The organism is Mangrovibacter yixingensis, assembly GCF_020523985.1.
GTDB lineage: Bacteria > Pseudomonadota > Gammaproteobacteria > Enterobacterales > Enterobacteriaceae > Mangrovibacter > Mangrovibacter yixingensis.
The window spans coordinates 245398-265073 of sequence record NZ_JAIVKM010000002.1; the positions used below are offsets into that span (position 1 = coordinate 245398).

Below are 19676 nucleotides of genomic sequence, written 5' to 3' on the forward strand. Positions count from 1 at the left end.
CCGTTACACCAAAACGGGCATCCCGTCTGAGACAACAATAAAACCGGTTATTGCGCCATTTTTTGGCCAACCTGGAGAATGGCCGCAATATTACGTGCTGTGTTTTCCAGGTTTTCACCTGCATCATTCAGAGCTTCTTCAAGTGAACACACACGGCTCAGCACACTGAATACTGCATTCAGGCCATGCTGGTACACGACAGATACATCACTGGAAAGACTTCCACCAATCCCGATAACAGGCTTATTAAGCCGTACTGCAATACTGGCAACACCCACTGGCACTTTACCGTGAATACTCTGGCTGTCGATACGCCCTTCACCGGTGATAACCAGGTCAGCGTCTTTGATTACGTCCGCCAGAGATAAGGCTTCTGTTACTATCTCAATCCCTGGTCGCAAGCGCGCCTGGCAAAATGCGTACAGCGCAGCGCCCATTCCCCCTGCGGCACCTGCGCCAGGCAGATTCAAGACATCTTTATCCAGCGTTTTGGCGATAATACCAGCATAGTGTTCCAGAGCCTTGTCCAGTTGTTCGACCATGTCAGCAGATGCGCCTTTTTGCGGGCCAAACACAGCTGAGGCGCCCTGTGGGCCAGTCAGTGGGTTAGTCACATCGCATGCTGCATCAATCTGGCATTGTGCGAGGCGTGGGTCCAGACCGCTAATATCAATGCGGTCCAGTTTCTGTAATGCCGCTCCACCAGCAGGAAGTTGCTGACCCTGGCTATCCAGCAAATGCGCCCCCAATGCCTGAATCATCCCCGCACCACCATCGTTGGTCGCACTACCACCCAATCCAATGATGATATGTTTCACGCCCTGATCAAGAGCATGGCGAATCAGTTCCCCGGTTCCCCAGGATGTCGTCAGTAATGGGTTACGCTGTTCAGGTGCAAGCAGCTCAAGACCACTGGCCGCAGCCATTTCAATAAAAGCCACATTGCCATCGCCGGAAATACCGTAGAAGCTGTTGCAGCTTTCATCCAGAGGGCCTGACACACTGACTTCAATGATGCGCCCTTGTGTTGCCGCAACCATTGCGTCAACGGTTCCTTCCCCGCCATCAGCAACGGGTACGCAAACATACTCAGCCTCAGGGTAGATTTCTTGAAATCCAGTCCTGATGTGCTCGGCAACGTCTTGTGCACTCAAGCTCTCTTTAAATGAATCAGGCGCAATCACGATTTTCATATGCCATCCCTCTGCTTAATGGTGACCTTTTGGTTACATATTGACTGGCATTGCCAGGCTTGCAACTGCTGCAAACCTGGTCGTACTCCGGTAAAAATGACCGGTTAACGCACCATGCACGGGCGTTTGTTATCAAACGTCCAGTCTGGGATAAGATACTTCATAGCCATGGCATCATCACGTGCGCCAAGTCCATGTTTTTGATACAACTCGTGAGCTTTCATGACTTGATCCATATCCAGCTCAATACCCAGACCTGGTTTGGCCGGAACCTGAACCATACCGCCTTTAATCTGCAACGGTTCACGCGTCAGACGCTGGTTACCTTCCTGCCAGATCCAGTGTGTATCAATAGCAGTAACTTTACCCGGAGCCGCAGCAGCTACATGGGTAAACATCGCCAGAGAAACATCAAAATGGTTATTGGAATGAGAACCCCAGGTCAGTCCAAAATCATGGCACATTTGGGCTACGCGCACAGAGCCCTGCATCGTCCAAAAATGCGGGTCAGCCAGCGGGATATCTACAGACTGTAGCGATAAAGTATGGCCCATCTGACGCCAGTCTGTGGCAATCATATTGGTTGCTGTTGGCAGCCCGGTGGCACGGCGGAACTCAGACATCACTTCGCGGCCAGAGAACCCTTGTTCTGCACCGCAAGGGTCTTCAGCGTATGCCAGCACATCTTTAAGCTGTTTGCCCAATGCAATTGCTTCATTCAGCGACCAGGCACCGTTAGGGTCCAGTGTAACTCGTGCTTTCGGGAAACGTTTTGCCAGAGCGGTAACTGCTTCGGCTTCTTCTTCACCAGCAAGAACGCCACCTTTGAGTTTAAAATCATTAAAACCATATTTTTCATAAGAGGCTTCAGCCAGGCGCACCACGCTTTCTGGTGTCATCGCTTTTTCATGGCGCAACCGGTACCAGTCGCATTTATCATCCGCCTGACTTTGGTAAGGTAACGGCGTTTGTGTCCGGTCGCCGACGAAAAACAGATAGCCCAGCATTTCAACTTCACTACGTTGCTGCCCGTCGCCAAGTAGTGATGCAACGTTAACGCCCAAGTGTTGACCCAGTAGATCCAGTAATGCCGCTTCGATGCCGGTCACAACATGAATCGTGGTACGTAAATCAAAAGTTTGTAACCCACGGCCACTTGCGTCCCGGTCTGCAAAGGTTTGGCGGACCAGGCTAAGCACATTTTTATATTCACCCAGCGTTTTTCCTTTAACCAACTCTGCGGCATCTTCCAGCGTTTTACGGATTTTTTCGCCACCGGGAATTTCACCCACACCAGTATGGCCAGAGTTATCTTTAATAACGACGATATTGCGGGTGAAGAAAGGGGCGTGAGCACCACTCAGGTTCATCAGCATGCTGTCTTGCCCTGCTACGGGAATAACCTGCATAGCGGCTACAACAGGGGTAGAAGTTACGTTACTCATTTAGCTTGTCCTTTTGTTCATATAGTCACGACCAAAAGCAGGGCGTTTACGATCAAATGTCCAGCCTGACACCAAATACTGCATTGCGCTGGCGTCATTCTGCGCATCAGCAGACAATGTTTTAAGTTCATGGCATCCCATGGCCGTTACGCTACATAAATGGCACCGCTGAGCGCTCAAAAAGAGCATTAGCCAACGGAAGATGACTGTACTTCAGCAGTATAAAAATGCCCAACACACCGCTCACCGTGCAACCGCACAAGATTAAGGAAGCGAGGAATAAGAAATTTAAGCATCAGACCAAAGTGCTGCATACGTCTTCACGAATTGCCTGATTAGCCACCAAAGATAGCGAGTTTGGCACTGAATTATTTTGAGACGTGAGCGGCATCACTTGACAGCCATGCCGCAGAGAAAAGACACACTAAAGAAAGGGAAACTTCAGTAACATCAGGCAATTAAATCAATTTACCCCACCGCTCAACCCAGGCATTGGTCACTTGTTCTGGTTCCGGGTTTTCTGCTGCATCAACCAGCAATATATCACCAACACGCTGAGCCGCTACATCCTGCAGCAGGGCATCAAACTGCTTACCACCGCCACAAAAGTGTTCATAGCCACTATCACCAAGGGCTACCAGACCATAACGGTGTTGCGGGAAATACCCGGCATCCTTAATAGCGTGAAAGAGTGAACGAATGTTATCGGGTAAATCCCCCTGGCCGGTAGTGGAAGTAATGACCAGGGAATAATGCCCCTGGTAACGCGACCAGTCAGCGATTTCAGGGTCTTCAAAAATGGTGACATGATGCCCCTGCTGCGTTAATAACGCCTCTGCTTCTTCGGCAACTAACAATGCGTTTCCATACACGGTGCCAACAAAAATACCGACTTCTGCCATCCTGTTAACCTCTTATCATTACGCAATCACAACCCATCCTGACTGCCACCAGAGACAAACTCAACCCTTTCATTCTCTTTCAGGAGCCCTTGCCAGCCAAAATGTGACAATGCCTGCATCCAGCAATCATCAAGCCCGGCATTAATCACCAACGGTTCACCGGTAAAAGGGTGTGTTAACGTCAGTTGGCTTGCGTGAAGCATAAGCCGGTTACACCCGAAATGAGCTGCTGCGCCACGGTTCTGGCGCAAATCACCATGTTTTGTATCGCCAATAATGGGATGACGCAAATGCACCATATGCCGACGTAACTGGTGTTTACGCCCAGTTTTAGGTAACAGTTCAACCAGGCTGTAACGCGCTGTTTCGTAGCGGCCAATCGCCACCGGCATTTCCACTGTAGCCAGACCACGGTATTGTGTTACAGCTGGCTGGGCCACTTTATCTTGCCGAGAAAATTTGTCCGCGATTTTATCCAGCTCTTCCACCAGCGGGTAATCCAGTACGTCAGCGCCTTCCAGCCAGCCACGCGTAATTGCATGGTAACGTTTTTGAATTTCATGCTGTTCAAATTGCTGTGATAACCTGCGCCCCGCTTCACTGCTTAGCCCAAGCAGCAATACGCCGGAAGTTGGCCTGTCCAGGCGGTGTACTGTAAATACATGCTGGCCGATTTGATCCCGCACAGTCTGCATTACCACGACTTTTTCGTCCCGATCCAGCCAACTGCGATGCACTAACCAGCCCGAGGGTTTGTTGACCGCAACCAGCCAGTCATCCTGATAGAGAATTTCCAGTGTCACGAATTATCACCTGAAAATAAGGCGTCCAGCGCCACCAGTACAGCCAGAACTGCTTCCCGGCCATCATGTCCTGGGGCAAGAGCCTGTTCATAATAAGGCGCAACGGCAAAGCTCGCAGGTAATTCATGTTGCCCATCCAGCAATGCATGCATACGGGGAATAAGCACCCATTGCAACCATTCATAAGGCTGTAAGGTATCAAGAAAAAAGGGTTGTGAGCTTTCAAAGGCACTGGCATGGGGCGGTTCTGCCTGCCACTGCCCACAATTGCGTAGCTGCTGCTCGAGCAACAGCAAATGGCGACGTACCGCCTGGTGGTGGTCCATGGTTTTCTCCGGGGAAATCAGTCGGCGCAAGCATACCATTGCTGGCTGTAATGAGAAAAATGGCGAGTAGAAAACAGCAATAAAAAAGGGAGCACTGTTAAACAGTGCTCCCGGTTCGTTTAGCAGCTATCCGGCTACTCATTGTGCTCCCTGCTCATCCATGACAACTTTTCCTGTGATTAACAATCCATGTTAGTGCTTCCTGCACGCGTCTTCCCGATGCTACAAGCGCCCCCCGACGCATCTGTCCTTAAGTCATCCTGACCCACCTGACTCCTGTCTGGCTCTCATTCTCCATCCTGGAGGTGTCCTTTTACGCAACCTTGCGCTATCCTCTTTGCTTCATCCTGAAGCCTTCCCTGTTGCACCTTCTGGTGTGTCCTGTTTGAAGAGACATCATCCTGATATCTGCTTCTTTATCAACTCCCTGTCGATGACATTAGAATCGCTGATTCAGCAGACAGTTACAAGATGGTGTCAGATAAACCCTACGTAAAGTTTCATCTGCTAATGTATAGCGTACATTTAACAATATGATAATAAATACTTTTTTAAAATATCCCTCAATAATGTAATGCATTTTCTCTGGCTATTTTCCTACAACTTTGTAGGAGATCTCTCACAAGAAAGTAAGCCAAAAGGACTACAAAGTACGAGGACGGGCATCTTGAAGGAACTGAGCAAGAGAAGGGGACAACACCTGGCGCACCTTACGGCCCAGTGTTTCGAGCACAACTTCACCGCTCAGGTTGCACACAGCCACCACCTGAGAGTCGCTTTCTACCGTGCCAATAAAGACCGTAGGCGAAAGCTTTAAGCGCCGCTGGGTAACAAGATGGCCAATCACATTTTCCTGCACACGAGTGAAGTCTGTTTCGCTCCAAACCTGCAATAGAGTAAATGGCATATCACCAAACGTTGCCAACATATCTCCGGCAAATTGCGTGGTATAAAATTGATGAACCGCTGCTTGTAAGGTAATTCCCATGGCCCGTTCAACCGCCGTTAAATCCCCCGGCAAGCCAAATGGTTGAGGTTGCCAGAACACCACATCCTCACCGGTTTTAGTGATACAGGGCGATGGCACACCAAACAGTTCACCGCTCGCGGGGTGAGTCCCACAGAGTTGCTCCCACACACGGCTGTATCGTGTGGTAAAATCCTGCAAAGCATTTTGGACAGCGCTATCCACTCTTTTCTCCGAAAATGTCACTGCCTGGCGGGAAAATGCCAGATACCGTTGACGACCAAAGCGGACACCATACAGGATGGTAGCGTAGCTTGCTAACTTCCAGCCGCAAAATTTACGCAAGGGAAATAAACACCACCTTCTCGGCATCCTATTAAAAGGTAGAGTATGACTGTTTACGATAACCATAAAGCACTCAGTGGCCTGACACTGGGCAAAACCACGGATTACCGGGATCGCTATGACGCTAATTTATTGCAACCCGTTCCCCGCAGCCTGAACCGTGATCCACTCGGGTTACACGCTGATAGCTTGCCGTTTCACGGTTGCGACATTTGGACATTATATGAACTCTCCTGGCTTAACAGCAAAGGGCTGCCACAGGTTGCGGTCGGGCATGTCGAACTGGAGGCGCGCAGCGTCAATTTGATTGAGTCAAAAAGTTTTAAACTTTACCTCAACAGTTTTAACCAAACCCATTTTGAAACCTGGGATGATGTACGCCAGACACTAATTCGCGATCTTAGCCAGTGTGCAAAAGGCCAGGTTGCCGTCACGTTGTATAGCGTCAGTGATTTAGAAGGACAACCCATCGCCGCTTTTAACGGAGTGTGCATTGATAACCAGGATATCACTATTGATGATTACCAGTTTGATGACACATTGCTCGATGGTGCGGCAAGCACCGGACCGGCGGTTGAAGAAATACTGGTCAGTCATTTACTGAAATCAAACTGCCTGATTACCCACCAACCAGATTGGGGCTCAGTACAAATCGCCTATCAGGGCAGGCGTATTGATCGCGAAAAACTGCTGCGTTACCTGGTCTCTTTTCGCCATCATAATGAGTTCCATGAACAGTGTGTTGAACGCATCTTCAATGATATTCAGCGTTACTGCCAACCTAAAGCGCTGAGCGTATATGCCCGTTATACACGCCGTGGTGGGCTGGATATCAACCCGTGGCGCAGCAATTATGCATTCACTCCTGCTACGGGCCGCCTGCCCCGCCAATAACCACAGAGACTCATGGATGAGTGCTACCAAAAGCGTTTTTTGCAATGCGAACCAACACGCGAATCAACACAATAATGCACCCTGTTGCACTTAGGTGGGTTGTTAAAACACACAAGCCAGGGCTATTGTAAGCATAGGGAGCTGTGCATTTAGCCCCATAAGGAGTCTACTTGATTACACATATCAGCCCACTTGGTTCAATGGATTTGTTGTCGCAACTGGAAGTCGACATGCTTAAGCGCACGGCCAGTAGCGATCTTTATCAACTATTTCGTAACTGTTCACTTGCCGTTCTGAATTCCGGTAGCCAGACTGACAGCAGTAAAGAGCTGTTAGCCCGGTTTCAGAATTTTGATATCAACGTATTGCGCCGGGAACGTGGCGTGAAACTTGAGCTGATTAACCCGCCGGAAGATGCCTTTGTCGATGGGCATATTATTCGCTCCCTGCAAGCCAACTTGTTTGCCGTGTTGCGCGATATTCTGTTCGTTAACGGGCAAATTAATCTTGCCAGCCGTGTACAGCACCTGAATTTGGAAGCCTCTGCACATATCACTAACCTGGTGTTTTCGATTTTGCGCAATGCCCGGGCATTGCATGTTGGTGAAGCCCCTAACCTGGTTGTTTGCTGGGGTGGTCACTCAATTAATGAAGCTGAATATTTGTATGGCCGCAGCGTAGGTAACCAGCTCGGCTTGCGGGAATTGAATATCTGTACTGGCTGCGGGCCTGGTGCAATGGAAGCCCCCATGAAAGGTGCAGCAGTTGGGCACGCTCAGCAACGCTACAAAGATGGCCGGTTTATTGGTATGACTGAGCCTTCTATCATTGCTGCAGAGCCACCTAACCCGCTGGTTAATGAACTGATAATCATGCCAGATATTGAAAAACGCCTCGAAGCGTTTGTGCGTATCGCTCATGGCATTATCATCTTCCCTGGTGGCGTCGGCACCGCAGAAGAACTGTTATACCTGCTCGGCATTCTGATGAATCCGGAAAACCAGAACCAGGTATTGCCGTTGATCCTGACCGGTCCGAAAGGCAGTGCGGATTACTTCCGGGTGCTGGATGAGTTTATTGTTAACACCCTGGGTGAAGAAGCCCGCAAACATTACACCATCATTGTTGATGATGCGGCTGAAGTGGCGCGCCAAATGAAAAAAGCGATGCCTCTGGTAAAAGAAAATCGCCGTGAAAGCGGAGATGCTTACAGCTTTAACTGGTCATTACGCATTGCACCTGACCTGCAACTTCCTTTCGAACCTACCCATGAAAATATGGCAAACCTTAACCTGCACACTGAACAGCCAGCAGAAAAACTGGCAGCAGACCTGCGCAGAGCATTCTCCGGTATTGTGGCGGGTAATGTGAAAGAGGTGGGTATCAAAGCGATAGAAACCTTTGGCCCGTATAAAATCCATGGTGACAGCCAGATAATGCAACGGATGGACGATTTACTTCAGGGTTTTGTCGCTCAACACCGTATGAAACTCCCCGGGTCAACCTACATTCCCTGCTACGAAATTTGTAGCTGATGGTGAGTTGGCATCGGGTTAATCAATAACAAATCCTAAAAGGGCAGCATTTACTGCCCTTTTTTTCGTTTCCCAGAAAAACCTGGAAACCACCTCGCAGTGTTTTCCCCCGGCCTGGTAGCAAAAGCCATAAAATGGTAGGGTTTATTTATAGTAACCTGCTGAAAAATACTGTTATGTCATCACACTTACTGATAATTGACGCGCTGAATCTTATCCGGCGCATTCATGCCGTATCAGGATCACCCTGCCGGGATACCTGTATACATGCACTCAGGCAGTTACTCAGCCACTCCAGCCCAACCCACGCTGTTGCTGTGTTCGATGACGAGAACCGACATAATGGCTGGCGCTATCGCCTGTTCCCGTCATACAAAGCAGGACGCTCAGCAGTACCGGAAGATTTACAAAATGAGATGCCACTGATTCGCCAGGCTTTCGCTGAACAGGGCGTTGCTTGCTGGTCACTGGAAAACTGCGAGGCCGATGACCTGGCGGCAACACTAGCGGCAAAAGTTGCCGCTGCCGGGCAGTTAGCAACCATAATCTCTACAGATAAAGGCTATTGCCAACTTCTGTCACCTACTATTCGTATTCGTGACTATTTCCAAAAACGCTGGCTGGATGCCCCGTTTATTGCAGAAGAGTTTGGCGTAGCGCCAGAAGCATTACCCCATTATTGGGGGCTGACAGGGGTAAGTAGCAGTAAAATTCCAGGCGTTGCAGGTATTGGCCCCAAAACGGCCAGCCAGTTAATCAGCCAGTACCAGACACTGGAAAACCTCTGGCAACACCTGGATGACGTTCCGGATAAGTGGAAGAAGAAACTCGCAGGGCAATATGATAATGCCCTGCTTAGCCGACAACTGGTTACTCTGGAAACCGGGTTAGTGTTATCAGGCAACCTGCAACAACTGCGCCTTAATAAGCTATAACGGGTTGTTGGCGTGTAAAACCAGCAACCACAGGTACGCTTAGCGCTCGTCTCGCCGCCCACCTACAGCCGCCCACCAGCGGCGAACATGCACGGTAACTTCCTCGCGGTCATGGTACAACTGCCGTGCCTGAATAGTTGCGTTAATACCTTGTTCATCCAGTGCGTTACGAATAAATGCCAGGTTTTGTGACACCTCTTCATAACGCTTTTTCATCGGCAGTTTGAGGTTAAAAATAGTTTCCCGGCACCAGCCATTTACCAGCCACTGCACCATCAGTGCCGTTACTTTGGCGGGCTTTTCCACCATGTCGCACACCATCCATGAAATGTTGTTGCGATTAGGGCGAAAGCGGAAACCATCTTCCCGCAACCAGGTCACCTGCCCGGTATCCATCAGGCTTTGTGCCATAGGGCCGTTATCAACTGAGGAAACCCACATGTTGCGTTTCACCAATTGATACGTCCAACCACCCGGGCAGGCACCCAAGTCCACGGCATACATACCATTTGCCAGGCGTTCATCCCATTCATCTTCAGGGATAAACACATGGAAAGCCTCTTCCAGCTTGAGCGTTGAGCGGCTTGGCGCATCGGAAGGAAACTTAAGGCGGGGGATCCCCATATAAAATGGCGAATTATTTGTGCTCAGAGAGTAACCCACATAACAACAACCCGGAGCGATAAAAAAGACATGAACCACCGGGCGGCGGTTATTTTCAACTTTTGATAACACTCCAGCAGAGCGCAACGCACCGCGCAACGGTACCGTAAATTTGCGGCAGAACTTCATCAGCTCTTTACTTTCGTTGGTATCGGCAACCTCAACACGCAAATCGCCACCTTTATCCACCTGGCCGGTAAGTGCAGCAACAACCGGTGTGATACGGTTTTCTGGGGGTAAATCTTTAAGCAACTCACCCGTGATAAACATTTGCCGGGCAAAAATCAGCGACATAAATGGCAGGTTTTTTATCAGTTTTTCGGCATCGCCATCCTGATAGCATTCAAATAAAACCCAGGCAGAATGCTCTTTTACCCGGGCAAAACCGTACACTTCTAATTGCGCCGCTTTATCTGTTATTTCTGCGGCACACTCTTTTTCAAAACCCTGCCGGCAGTAAAGTACTACCTTATTCATGCGTTACACCTTTGCGTTTCAATCGAATTGCGCCAATCAGCATCAATACCCAACCGGCTAAAAAACTCACTCCGCCAACCGGAGTGACAAACGCCCATAAACGGAGTTGGGACAAAGCCAGGCAGTACAAACTACCGCTGAACAAGACTGTCCCTAATGCCAGAAAAACACTACTCCAGTAAAACCAGATACTGATACGGCGTTGCATCGCCACCGCCAGGCCTAAAATTGCCAGCGTATGAAAAGCCTGATACTGAAGCCCGGTATGTATCCATCCCAGTTCAGCTGCGCCAATGGACTTACTGAGAACATGTGCGCCGAATGCGCCAAAGGCGACATAAACAAAACCGCTCATTGCGGCAAAAATCAGCATAAAACGGCTGGTCATGGTATTACCCTAAATTGTGCCCGCCCAACGGCACGGATTAATGATCATAACGAAAACGGAATTTTTCTTGTTCACTGGCCGCTTTCGCAAGGATCCACTGCCGGAAGGCTGCGATTTTTCCCAGTTCCGCCTGGCTGTCATGACAAACCAGATAGAACGCATTTTTACTTACCAGCACATCATTGAAAGGACAGACCAGGCGGCCTGCTTCAATCTCAGATTGCGCCATAACATTATTGGCTAACGCAATCCCTTGCCCATGGATAGCAGCCTGCAACACCATTGAGCTGTGGCTAAATATCGGTCCCTGTTGCACATTAATATGCGCCAGCCCCAATTGCCGGGTATAGGCTTGCCAGTCACGGCGCGACGCATCATGCAAAAGCGTATGCTGAATTAAATCCTCAGGGGATTTTAACGGTTTATCTCCGGTTAACAACAACGGCGAGCACACAGGAAGTAAATACTCGGCATAAAGCTTTTCGACGCGCAGGCCCGGCCAGTTTCCCCGGCCATAAAAAATAGCCACATCGACGTCATCTGCCAATTTATCTTCCTGCCTGTCCACAGCCTGAATACGCACGTCAATACCCGGGTAATCAGCGTTAAAACTGGATAACCGCGGCACCAGCCACTGTATAGCAAAACTGGGCAGTAAACTGACCGTCAACGCCCCTTTCGCACTGCGCGCCTGTAATTTCCGCGTGGCCTCAGTTAACTGAGAGAAAATCTCTTTGATATCGAGAAAATAACTCTGCCCTTCTTCTGTAAGCAGGAGGGAACGATTACGACGCCGGAATAATTTAAGCCCCAGGAAATCCTCCAGAGACTTTATTTGGTGGCTTACCGCAGCCTGAGTAACGAACAATTCTTCAGCCGCTTTAGTAAAGCTCAAATGGCGTGCTGCAGCATCAAACACACGTAATGCATTAAGAGGAGGAAGTCGCTTTGACATCTTTGCCTGGCTTTTATGTTAACCAATAATAACAAACAGGAAACAGAGTTTAACCTATTAGTTTTTTTTATCTGAGCCATTATAAATTGTCCGTTGAGGTTGCACCAGCAAATACCTATAGTGGCGTCACTTCCTGAGCCGGAACGAAAAGCTATTCTGAAATGAAGGTTTTAGAGGGGCTTTTGGCTTACGGTTGTGATGTTGTGTTGTTGTGTTTGCATTGGTCTGCTATTCAGACCCCGGCGGCAAAGGCTGCCTTTTTCACTTCCTGTACATTTACCCTGTCTGTCCATAGTGATTTGTATAGCACCGCAATTTGCGGTGCTTTTTTTTGCCTCAATACCAGCGTATATCAGTCATCCAGCGCCGTCATTTCTTTTACATCTGAACGGTTTATCTGCTGGTGAGCCCCACTGGCATCTTCATATTTAATCATGCCGGTTTCATCATCAGTTGAGGGTTTCCCTTGAGTGACAATCGTTCTGCCATCATTGGTGTGCATCACATAATTGGTTCCGGAGCAGGCTGAAAGTGCCAGTGTCATCATCCCCGCACACAGCATTGCATAAACCTTTGTCATTCTCGCCTCCTTCAGTATGAGATGCTGCTTTATAACGCAGCCACACTATTGAAAAGAAATTTACTAACACTATTCAGCATAACAAACTCCTGGATAGCCATTTTTATTCCTGGAGGAATCTGAATCCCCGCCATGGCTTGTACAACGGTTCAAAATACGCCACGATCAACGCCATGAAATGAGGAAAAGCATGAAATCATTTAATCCCAGCCAGTTTCGCGCCCAATTCCCCGCGCTGAATGATGGCACTATTTATCTCGATAGCGCAGCAACGGCCTTGAAACCTGATGCAGTTATTGACGCGACAACAACATTCTATAAAAGCAGCGGTGGTAATGTTCACCGTAGCCATTCCGCACAGGCTCAAAAGCAAACAGAGCAATATGAAAACACCCGCAATCTGGTGGCCCAATACCTGAATGTTGCAGACCCTAAAACCATGGTATGGACACGAGGAACAACGGAAGCAATTAACCTTGTAGCCCAGGGGTTTGCCCGCTATCGCTTGCATGCCGAAGATGAAATTATCGTCAGTGAAGCAGAGCACCACGCTAACCTGGTGCCCTGGCTCATGGTGGCTGAACAAACCGGAGCCAGGGTGGTGAAATGGCCCGTCAACAGTGAAGGTTTGCCCGATATTCACTTATTGCCAGGTCTGCTGACCTCCCGCAGTAAACTTTTGGCGGTTGGCCAAATGTCTAATGTTACGGGTGGCCAGCCAGACCTTGCTCGGGCGATCAAACTGGCCCACCAGGCCGGAGCATATGTTGTCGTCGATGGCGCACAAGGCATTGTGCACAACCCGCCAGACCTCACCGCACTGGATTGCGATTTTTATGCATTCTCAGCCCACAAACTGTATGGCCCGACAGGTCTTGGCGTACTGTACGGGAAAGCAGAACTGTTGGCAGATATGTCACCATTGCTGGGTGGTGGGAAAATGATTACTGACGTTTCCTTTGCCGGGTTTACCACACAACCGGCCCCCTGGCGCTTCGAAGCAGGCACCCCGAACATAGCGGGTGTTGCAGGCCTGAATGCGGCACTGCAATGGCTGGAACACCTTGATACTACTCAGGCGGAAGCCTGGGCTTGCCAGTTAGCCGACAGCGCAGCACAGCAGTTAGCACAAAGGCCCGGTGTCCGGCTGTTCCGGGCTCCCCACGCCAGCCTGTTCGCTTTCACGGTTGATGGCCTGCACCACAGTGACATAGCAACACTGCTTAGTAGCGCGGGTATCGCTTTACGTGCTGGCCAGCACTGCGCACAACCCCTGCTTGCTGCTCTGGGTGTGTCAGGTACACTACGGGTTTCATTTGCGCCTTATAATACGCCAGACGATGTTGCCGCACTGGTCGCAGCGTTTGACCAGGCGCTGTCAATCTTGTTGGACTAAGCCATATGACTTTAACCGGGCAGCACCCTTTCGGAACACTGATAACGCCAGAGTCTTTGCAAAACGAGTTTACTCATCTCACAACCTGGGAAGAAAAATACCGCCAGTTAATTCTGCTGGGTAAAAAACTCCCACCACTGCCCGGTGCTGAACGGGAACAGGCACACGAAATCAGTGGGTGTGAAAACCGTTTATGGCTTGGGTGGGAGCAGGCTGAAAATGGGCAGTTTCATTTCTTTGGTGACAGCGAAGGGCGAATAGTGCGCGGTTTACTGGCAATCTTGTTAACCAGTATTGAAGGCAAAACCCGCACACAACTTCAAACTACCAGCCCGCTGGAACTGTTTGAAACCTTAGGGCTGCGAGCACAATTAAGCGCCAGCCGCAACCAGGGGCTTAATGCACTGGAAGCAGCGGTGAGAGAAGCGGCACTCAGTTAAGTTAGCCCTGAGCCTGGCGGGCGGCTTTCGCCAGCATCTTTTTCAATGCATGAGATACGGCGATAAAACCGAACGTTGCGGTAACCATCGTTGCCGCACCAAATCCGGAAGCACAATCCATGCGTTTAGGCCCTTCAGCAGTGCTTTTAGCCGCACAAACGGTGCCATCCAGTTGTGGGTACACCAACGCTTCGGTAGAGAAAACACAGTCTACACCCAGCTTTCCTTTGCTGTTTTTCACCACGCCGAAATCACTTTTCAGGCGCTCGCGGACTTTTGCAGCCAGAGGATCCTGGATAGTTTTAGCCAGATCCGCCACCTGAATCTGGGTCGGATCAATTTGGCCACCCGCGCCCCCCGTTGTAACCAAAGGGACTTTATTGCGCCGGCACCAGGCTATCAGTGCAGCTTTAGGGCGCACACTGTCGATTGCATCAATGACGTAGCTAAAGCCTTTATCCAGCAATTGCGCCACGTTATCCTGGGTCACAAAATCATCCACAACCGTCACCTGGCATTCCGGGTTGATTGCCGCAATACGTTGCGCCATTACTTCAGCTTTTGCCAGCCCGACATTCCCCTGCAATGCGTGTATCTGCCGGTTGGTGTTGGTGACACAAACATCATCCATATCAATCAGCGTAATCGCACCCACACCAGTTCGCGCCAGTGCTTCCGCAACCCACGAGCCCACGCCACCAATGCCAACAACGCAAATATGTGCATCAGCAAAACACTGCAGAGCCCCGCGCCCATAAAGCCTTGCAGTACCGCCAAAGCGTTGCAGCCAGGCATCCGTCAGTACGACAGCCATGAAAAACCTCAGATATTCTACAAATAAAACGGGCTGGATTATCCAGCCCGCAAGGAAGAGAGTCAGCCACTAAATATACCGGTTCCTGGCGCTGTTTTCAGCACCCAAACACGGCCATAATGGTTAAACCAGCCAGCACGATGACCTGCTGCATCGCCAATCCCCTGATAAATATCGAAATGCTGGCCTTTAATCGCCCCACCAACATCAAGCGCGACCATCACCCGCAACTCATACTGGCCTGCGAATTTGCCGTTGTCATCCAGCACGGGCACCTCTGCCAGAATCGTGCTGCCAGCCGGTACAATCGAACGGTCGGAAGCCACGGATGCCCGGCCTACTAACGGCACCGCGCTGGCACCTTTTACCGGGGCCATTTTTTCTGGTTTAAAGAAAACAAAAGAAGGGTTCTGCTCAAGCAGTTCGCGGACTTCTGCTTCACTGTGTTGCTGGCCCCATTCACGAATAGCCTGCATAGACATATCTTCACGCTTCACTTCACCCCGGTCGATTAACACCTTACCGATACTCACATAGGCATGGCCATTTTTACCGGCATAACCAAAGAATGTTAGGGGTTCGCCATCGCCGAAATCAACATAACCACTTCCCTGGACATCCATAATGAAGTTGTCCATCAGGGAATTGCTCCAGGCAAGCACATAGTTGTCGCTCAACGCACCAGCGTATATCTGGGCACGAGACGGTAACCGCCCCCGTTTTGGTGGCATACGGTAAATGGGGTACTGGAAAGCGCCCTGCCGGGTATGGCGGGCCTGAATAACCGGTGTGTAATAACCAGTGAACTGCACGTTGCCGTAATTATCAACGCCCTGCATTTGCCAGGCATCAATACCAAACTGGCGCAATGTGCGGGTATCGCCACCTGAGCGCAACCACCGTTCTACTGCATCATAGATAGCGCTCTGAGAACTATACAACCGGGGCGAAGCCCCCTGAATAAGCCCCACCTGCTTCGCAAAATCACCAGCGTTAATTGGAGCCCCCACCGCATCCGGTTGGTTCACCAGTGAAAAAGGTTGAGTAAGCTCACCGTCTTTATATTGTTGACCACGGTCCGTCGGTTTTGAGGAACACGCCGCCAGCATGGTCGCCAGACAGCCTGCAATTAACACCTTCCCCCAATAAGATTTCATGATTTTCCCTTCGTTATAACTACGTTCGCTTCGCGAAGATAACAAACCCGGTGCCTGAATAAAATCAGCTGACTCGCGCCAACCTATGATATGAGCAAAAATCCAGCATAAAGATGAATATTTCGCCAGCGCTGGTACGAATCAGCATGTTGATTTAAAAAAAGGTTGCATCACAACATGATGAGTGTATAGTGCGCTTCCACAGACGCGGGGTGGAGCAGCCTGGTAGCTCGTCGGGCTCATAACCCGAAGGTCGTCGGTTCAAATCCGGCCCCCGCAACCAATTTTGTAGATTAAGCGTTATACGCTGTTTACAAAATAAAAAAGTGAAAAAGAAAGACGGACGCGGGGTGGAGCAGCCTGGTAGCTCGTCGGGCTCATAACCCGAAGGTCGTCGGTTCAAATCCGGCCCCCGCAACCAATAAATTAACACCCAGATGGGTGTTTTTTTGTTTTCAGCGCCCAAAAAATCCTTACAACACTTCATTACCTGAAACGCACCCACCGGCAGTATTCACCAGGCACTACCCCATATTTTATGTAGACGACAGCAAAGAAGAACATGGTTAGCTCTTCTTTACTGGTGTTGTCACTGTGGGTTAACTTCGGCGAGCCAGTTTAGAACTGTCTGAGAAATAAGCCTGTATTCCGGAGAAAATAGATTCAGCCACTTCCTGCTGGAACTTGGCCGTTTTGAGTTTACGCTCTTCTTCCACATTACTGATAAATGCGGTTTCAACCAGGATAGAAGGAATTTCAGGTGCTTTCAAAACAGCAAAACCGGCCTGGTCCACCCGATTTTTATGCAGACGATTCACTCGCCCTAATTTATTCAGCACTTCTTTGCCAAACTTCAGGCTGTCAGTGATAGTCAACGACTGCACCATATCGAACATGGTGTGATCCAAATAGCGATCACCACTTTTACTGACACCACCAATTAAGTCGGCGGCATTCTGAGTCTGTGCCAGGTATTTAGCGGCGGTGCTGGTCGCGCCTTTTGTTGATAATGCGAACACAGACGAACCACGAGCTTCACGGCTGGTAAATGCATCTGCGTGTATCGAAACAAACAAATCTGCCCGTTGTTTCTGCGCTTTTGCTACCCGAACTTTCAGTGGAATAAAGACATCTTCATTACGGGTCATGTAGGCCTTCATATTGGCCTGCTTATCAATCAGTGACCGTAAACGGCGAGCAATTTTCAGCACAATATCTTTTTCGCGTGTTTTATATTTCCCAATGGCCCCCGGATCCTCACCGCCATGCCCGGGATCTATCATGATAACAATAGGACGATCGCGCCCAGCTTTACCTGGTTGTGGGCCCTGTGGTTGTGCGGGCATTTTTTTATCCAGATCGCCATTATTGTAATCTTCCAGCAATGCCAACAACGGATCCTGCTCATTGGACGCATTAGCCGGGTAAAGATCCATAACAAGGCGTTCTTTGAATTCAGCAACAGGTGCCAACGCAAATAAATGAGGCGTGACATTTTGTTTCAGCTCAAATACCAGGCGCACAGTATGGGGATCGAACTGACCAACACGAGCGGAACGAATATAAGGATCATCGGCATGGATAAGATTACCCAGCCCTTTCAGCACTGAATTTAACTGTACACCTTCGATATCCAGAACAAGGCGAGATGGGTTACTCAGCGCAAACTGCTTATATTGAAGCTGATGATTGGATTCAACAGTCACACGCGTATAACTTGATGCTGGCCAGACGCGAATAGCAATAACATGGCTTGCAGCGGCAAAACTCAACGGGCTAACGCTCAGTAGCCACATCGCGCCAGCGCCTTTAAGTAAATTTCGACGGCTAAACAATGAATGAGAGTCTGACATGCTTCTCCTGAGCATTTAAAAACGCTACGTTGCCAGGCCGAAATGTGCCACAACGGTAAATATTAAATTGGAACTTTAACGAAAGGTTGTGCGCCTGTCATCTATAAAAGGGTAAACAAACCTCAACAAATAAGGCTTCGGCAAAAAAACCATACAATTCGCAAGGGAAAATTTAGGCTTGCACCCAACCCCATAAAAGAATAAAAATACACTTATTTCGAATAATCATGCATTGAGGGTGTTGCCGTGGTAAAGGAGCGTAGAATCGAGTTGGTGCAGGGATTCCGCCATTCTGTCCCCTATATTAACGCACACAGAGGGAAAACCTTTGTCATCATGTTGGGCGGAGAAGCCATTGAGCATGAGAATTTCTCCAGTATTGTCAATGATATTGGTTTACTACACAGCCTGGGTATTCGCCTGGTTGTGGTATATGGTGCGCGCCCACAAATTGATGCCAACCTTGCCGAGCACCACCACGAACCTGTTTATCATAAGAATACTCGTGTCACAGACAGTAAAACGTTGGAACTGGTGAAACAGGCGGCTGGCCTGTTGCAACTGGATATCACCGCTCGCCTGTCGATGAGCCTGAACAATACGCCTTTGCAAGGGGCACATATTAATGTCGTCAGTGGTAACTTTATTATCGCTCAACCCCTGGGTGTGGACGATGGTATTGATTATTGCCACAGCGGCCGTATTCGCCGGATTGATGAAGAAGCTATTCATCGCCAACTTGATAGCGGTGCCATTGTGCTGATGGGCCCAGTTGCCGTATCCGTTACTGGGGAAAGTTTTAACCTGACATCGGAAGAAATTGCCACACAACTGGCAATTAAATTGAAAGCAGAAAAAATGATTGGCTTTTGCTCCTCACAAGGTGTGACAGACGCAGAAGGAAATATTATTTCTGAACTCTTCCCAAATGAAGCACAGCAACGCGTGGATGCGCTTGAAGCAGAAGGTGATTATTATTCAGGTACAGTGCGCTTCCTGCGTGGAGCAGTAAAAGCCTGCCGCAGTGGAGTACGCCGCAGCCATCTGATCAGCTACCAGGAAGATGGCGCATTGCTACAAGAATTGTTCTCCCGCGATGGTATCGGTACCCAGATTGTTATGGAAAGTGCGGAGCAGATTCGCCGTGCAACCATTAACGATATTGGTGGGATCCTTGAGTTAATCCACCCGTTGGAACAACAAGGTATTCTGGTACGTCGCTCTCGCGAACAATTAGAAATGGAAATTGATAAATTCACCATTATTCAGCGAGACAACCTGACAATAGCCTGTGCAGCACTCTACCCCTTCCCGGAAGAAAAAATCGGTGAGATGGCCTGTGTAGCTGTGCATCCTGACTATCGCAGTTCTGCCCGAGGAGAAATACTGCTGGAGCGGATTGCCAGCCAGGCAAAACAAATTGGGCTGGATAAACTGTTTGTGCTCACAACCCGGAGTATTCACTGGTTTCAGGAGCGTGGGTTTACACCTGTTGATATCGACTCGTTACCCGAAAGCAAAAAGAAAATGTACAACTACCAGCGGCGCTCTAAAGTGCTGATGGCCGACCTGACCTGACAGCTCATTGCATGCTGGTGGCGGACCTGC

The 19676-nt window shown here is 49.5% G+C and carries 19 protein-coding genes and 2 tRNA genes; 8 read left to right on the top strand and 13 right to left on the bottom strand.

Annotated features, from left to right (window positions below; all coding sequences use genetic code 11):
* Positions 1–47: 47 nt before the first annotated feature.
* The 6 genes from LC084_RS11840 to syd form a co-directional block, all read right to left on the bottom strand.
* Positions 48–1193 carry a glycerate kinase gene (locus tag LC084_RS11840; RefSeq protein WP_226571426.1) on the bottom strand — a complete coding sequence of 382 codons (1146 nt, stop codon included), beginning with the start codon at positions 1191–1193 and terminating at the stop codon, positions 48–50.
* A gap of 104 nt (positions 1194–1297) precedes the next feature.
* Positions 1298–2638: a glucarate dehydratase gene (gene gudD / locus LC084_RS11845; protein WP_226571427.1), complete on the bottom strand. Its 1341-nt coding sequence runs from the start codon at positions 2636–2638 to the stop codon at positions 1298–1300.
* Positions 2639–3096: 458 nt separating this feature from the next.
* Complete coding sequence (locus LC084_RS11850) at positions 3097–3540, bottom strand: flavodoxin (protein WP_226571428.1); 444 nt, start codon at positions 3538–3540, stop codon at positions 3097–3099.
* 26 nt (positions 3541–3566) lie between these two features.
* Positions 3567–4343: a tRNA pseudouridine(65) synthase TruC gene (gene truC / locus LC084_RS11855; RefSeq protein ID WP_226571429.1), complete on the bottom strand. Its 777-nt coding sequence runs from the start codon at positions 4341–4343 to the stop codon at positions 3567–3569.
* On the bottom strand, positions 4340–4669 hold the full coding sequence (locus LC084_RS11860) for a YqcC family protein (RefSeq protein ID WP_226571430.1): 330 nt from the start codon (positions 4667–4669) through the stop codon (positions 4340–4342). Before LC084_RS11860 ends, truC begins: the two co-directional genes overlap by 4 nt.
* Before the next feature lie 643 nt (positions 4670–5312).
* A complete protein-coding gene (syd, locus tag LC084_RS11865; protein WP_226571786.1) occupies positions 5313–5861 on the bottom strand; it encodes a SecY-interacting protein in 549 nt (182 codons plus the stop codon).
* Positions 5862–6026: 165 nt separating this feature from the next.
* Here syd and queF point away from each other — a divergent pair, with 165 nt between their 5' ends.
* From queF to xni, 3 genes are all read left to right on the top strand, one after another.
* Entirely contained in the window at positions 6027–6875 is an 849-nt protein-coding gene (queF, locus tag LC084_RS11870) for an NADPH-dependent 7-cyano-7-deazaguanine reductase QueF (protein WP_226571431.1), read from the top strand.
* Positions 6876–7045: 170 nt separating this feature from the next.
* A complete protein-coding gene (gene ppnN / locus LC084_RS11875; protein WP_226571432.1) occupies positions 7046–8410 on the top strand; it encodes a nucleotide 5'-monophosphate nucleosidase PpnN in 1365 nt (454 codons plus the stop codon).
* A gap of 176 nt (positions 8411–8586) precedes the next feature.
* Positions 8587–9345 (top strand): flap endonuclease Xni, encoded by a 759-nt coding sequence (gene xni / locus LC084_RS11880; RefSeq protein ID WP_226571433.1) that lies wholly within the window; start codon positions 8587–8589, stop codon positions 9343–9345.
* Between the two features lie 39 nt (positions 9346–9384).
* Here the strand turns inward: xni and rlmM are convergent, their stop codons facing one another.
* The 4 genes from rlmM to LC084_RS11900 form a co-directional block, all read right to left on the bottom strand.
* A complete protein-coding gene (rlmM, locus tag LC084_RS11885) occupies positions 9385–10485 on the bottom strand; it encodes a 23S rRNA (cytidine(2498)-2'-O)-methyltransferase RlmM (RefSeq protein ID WP_226571434.1) in 1101 nt (366 codons plus the stop codon).
* The gene (locus LC084_RS11890) at positions 10478–10873 is read right to left on the bottom strand and encodes a DUF423 domain-containing protein (RefSeq protein WP_226571435.1); all 396 of its coding nucleotides are present in this window, start codon (positions 10871–10873) and stop codon (positions 10478–10480) included. Before LC084_RS11890 ends, rlmM begins: the two co-directional genes overlap by 8 nt.
* Before the next feature lie 37 nt (positions 10874–10910).
* Positions 10911–11828 (bottom strand): glycine cleavage system transcriptional regulator GcvA, encoded by a 918-nt coding sequence (gene gcvA, locus LC084_RS11895; protein ID WP_064601081.1) that lies wholly within the window; start codon positions 11826–11828, stop codon positions 10911–10913.
* A 352-nt stretch (positions 11829–12180) separates the two neighbouring features.
* Positions 12181–12408 (bottom strand): YgdI/YgdR family lipoprotein, encoded by a 228-nt coding sequence (locus LC084_RS11900; RefSeq protein WP_226571436.1) that lies wholly within the window; start codon positions 12406–12408, stop codon positions 12181–12183.
* A gap of 190 nt (positions 12409–12598) precedes the next feature.
* Here LC084_RS11900 and csdA point away from each other — a divergent pair, with 190 nt between their 5' ends.
* Together csdA and csdE are read left to right on the top strand one after the other, a co-directional pair.
* Positions 12599–13804, top strand: coding sequence for a cysteine desulfurase CsdA (gene csdA, locus LC084_RS11905; RefSeq protein ID WP_226571437.1), 1206 nt, complete (start codon positions 12599–12601; stop codon positions 13802–13804).
* A gap of 5 nt (positions 13805–13809) precedes the next feature.
* A complete protein-coding gene (gene csdE / locus LC084_RS11910; RefSeq protein WP_226571438.1) occupies positions 13810–14244 on the top strand; it encodes a cysteine desulfurase sulfur acceptor subunit CsdE in 435 nt (144 codons plus the stop codon).
* A 1-nt stretch (position 14245) separates the two neighbouring features.
* Here the strand turns inward: csdE and tcdA are convergent, their stop codons facing one another.
* Positions 14246–15058 carry a tRNA cyclic N6-threonylcarbamoyladenosine(37) synthase TcdA gene (gene tcdA, locus LC084_RS11915; RefSeq protein ID WP_226571439.1) on the bottom strand — a complete coding sequence of 271 codons (813 nt, stop codon included), beginning with the start codon at positions 15056–15058 and terminating at the stop codon, positions 14246–14248.
* A 62-nt stretch (positions 15059–15120) separates the two neighbouring features.
* Complete coding sequence (gene mltA, locus LC084_RS11920) at positions 15121–16215, bottom strand: murein transglycosylase A (RefSeq protein ID WP_226571440.1); 1095 nt, start codon at positions 16213–16215, stop codon at positions 15121–15123.
* Positions 16216–16421: 206 nt separating this feature from the next.
* Between mltA and LC084_RS11925 the strand changes: the two genes are divergently transcribed.
* A tRNA-Met gene (locus LC084_RS11925) sits at positions 16422–16498 on the top strand.
* 61 nt (positions 16499–16559) lie between these two features.
* Positions 16560–16636: transfer RNA gene (locus LC084_RS11930), tRNA-Met, on the top strand.
* Positions 16637–16814: 178 nt separating this feature from the next.
* Here the strand turns inward: LC084_RS11930 and amiC are convergent.
* Positions 16815–18068 carry an N-acetylmuramoyl-L-alanine amidase AmiC gene (gene amiC, locus LC084_RS11935; protein ID WP_226571441.1) on the bottom strand — a complete coding sequence of 418 codons (1254 nt, stop codon included), beginning with the start codon at positions 18066–18068 and terminating at the stop codon, positions 16815–16817.
* 246 nt (positions 18069–18314) lie between these two features.
* On the opposite strand from amiC, the gene argA reads away from it, so the two are divergent.
* Positions 18315–19646, top strand: a complete 1332-nt coding sequence (gene argA, locus LC084_RS11940; protein ID WP_226571442.1) for an amino-acid N-acetyltransferase — start codon at positions 18315–18317, stop codon at positions 19644–19646.
* The last annotated feature ends 30 nt before the right edge of the window (positions 19647–19676 follow it).

Bases quoted from the DNA above. Each gene is read 5' to 3' on its own strand.
- xni (WP_226571433.1), top strand. From the start codon at position 8,587: ATGTCATCACACTTACTGATAATTGACGCGCTGAATCTTATCCGGCGC.
- LC084_RS11850 (WP_226571428.1), bottom strand. From the start codon at position 3,540: ATGGCAGAAGTCGGTATTTTTGTTGGCACCGTGTATGGAAACGCATTG.
- LC084_RS11900 (WP_226571436.1), bottom strand. From the start codon at position 12,408: ATGACAAAGGTTTATGCAATGCTGTGTGCGGGGATGATGACACTGGCA.
- LC084_RS11840 (WP_226571426.1), bottom strand. From the start codon at position 1,193: ATGAAAATCGTGATTGCGCCTGATTCATTTAAAGAGAGCTTGAGTGCA.
- LC084_RS11890 (WP_226571435.1), bottom strand. From the start codon at position 10,873: ATGACCAGCCGTTTTATGCTGATTTTTGCCGCAATGAGCGGTTTTGTT.
- gcvA (WP_064601081.1), bottom strand. From the start codon at position 11,828: ATGTCAAAGCGACTTCCTCCTCTTAATGCATTACGTGTGTTTGATGCT.
- mltA (WP_226571440.1), bottom strand. From the start codon at position 16,215: ATGAAATCTTATTGGGGGAAGGTGTTAATTGCAGGCTGTCTGGCGACC.
- LC084_RS11860 (WP_226571430.1), bottom strand. From the start codon at position 4,669: ATGGACCACCACCAGGCGGTACGTCGCCATTTGCTGTTGCTCGAGCAG.
- amiC (WP_226571441.1), bottom strand. From the start codon at position 18,068: ATGTCAGACTCTCATTCATTGTTTAGCCGTCGAAATTTACTTAAAGGC.
- csdA (WP_226571437.1), top strand. From the start codon at position 12,599: ATGAAATCATTTAATCCCAGCCAGTTTCGCGCCCAATTCCCCGCGCTG.
- csdE (WP_226571438.1), top strand. From the start codon at position 13,810: ATGACTTTAACCGGGCAGCACCCTTTCGGAACACTGATAACGCCAGAG.
- gudD (WP_226571427.1), bottom strand. From the start codon at position 2,638: ATGAGTAACGTAACTTCTACCCCTGTTGTAGCCGCTATGCAGGTTATT.
- queF (WP_226571431.1), top strand. From the start codon at position 6,027: ATGACTGTTTACGATAACCATAAAGCACTCAGTGGCCTGACACTGGGC.
- tcdA (WP_226571439.1), bottom strand. From the start codon at position 15,058: ATGGCTGTCGTACTGACGGATGCCTGGCTGCAACGCTTTGGCGGTACT.
- rlmM (WP_226571434.1), bottom strand. From the start codon at position 10,485: ATGAATAAGGTAGTACTTTACTGCCGGCAGGGTTTTGAAAAAGAGTGT.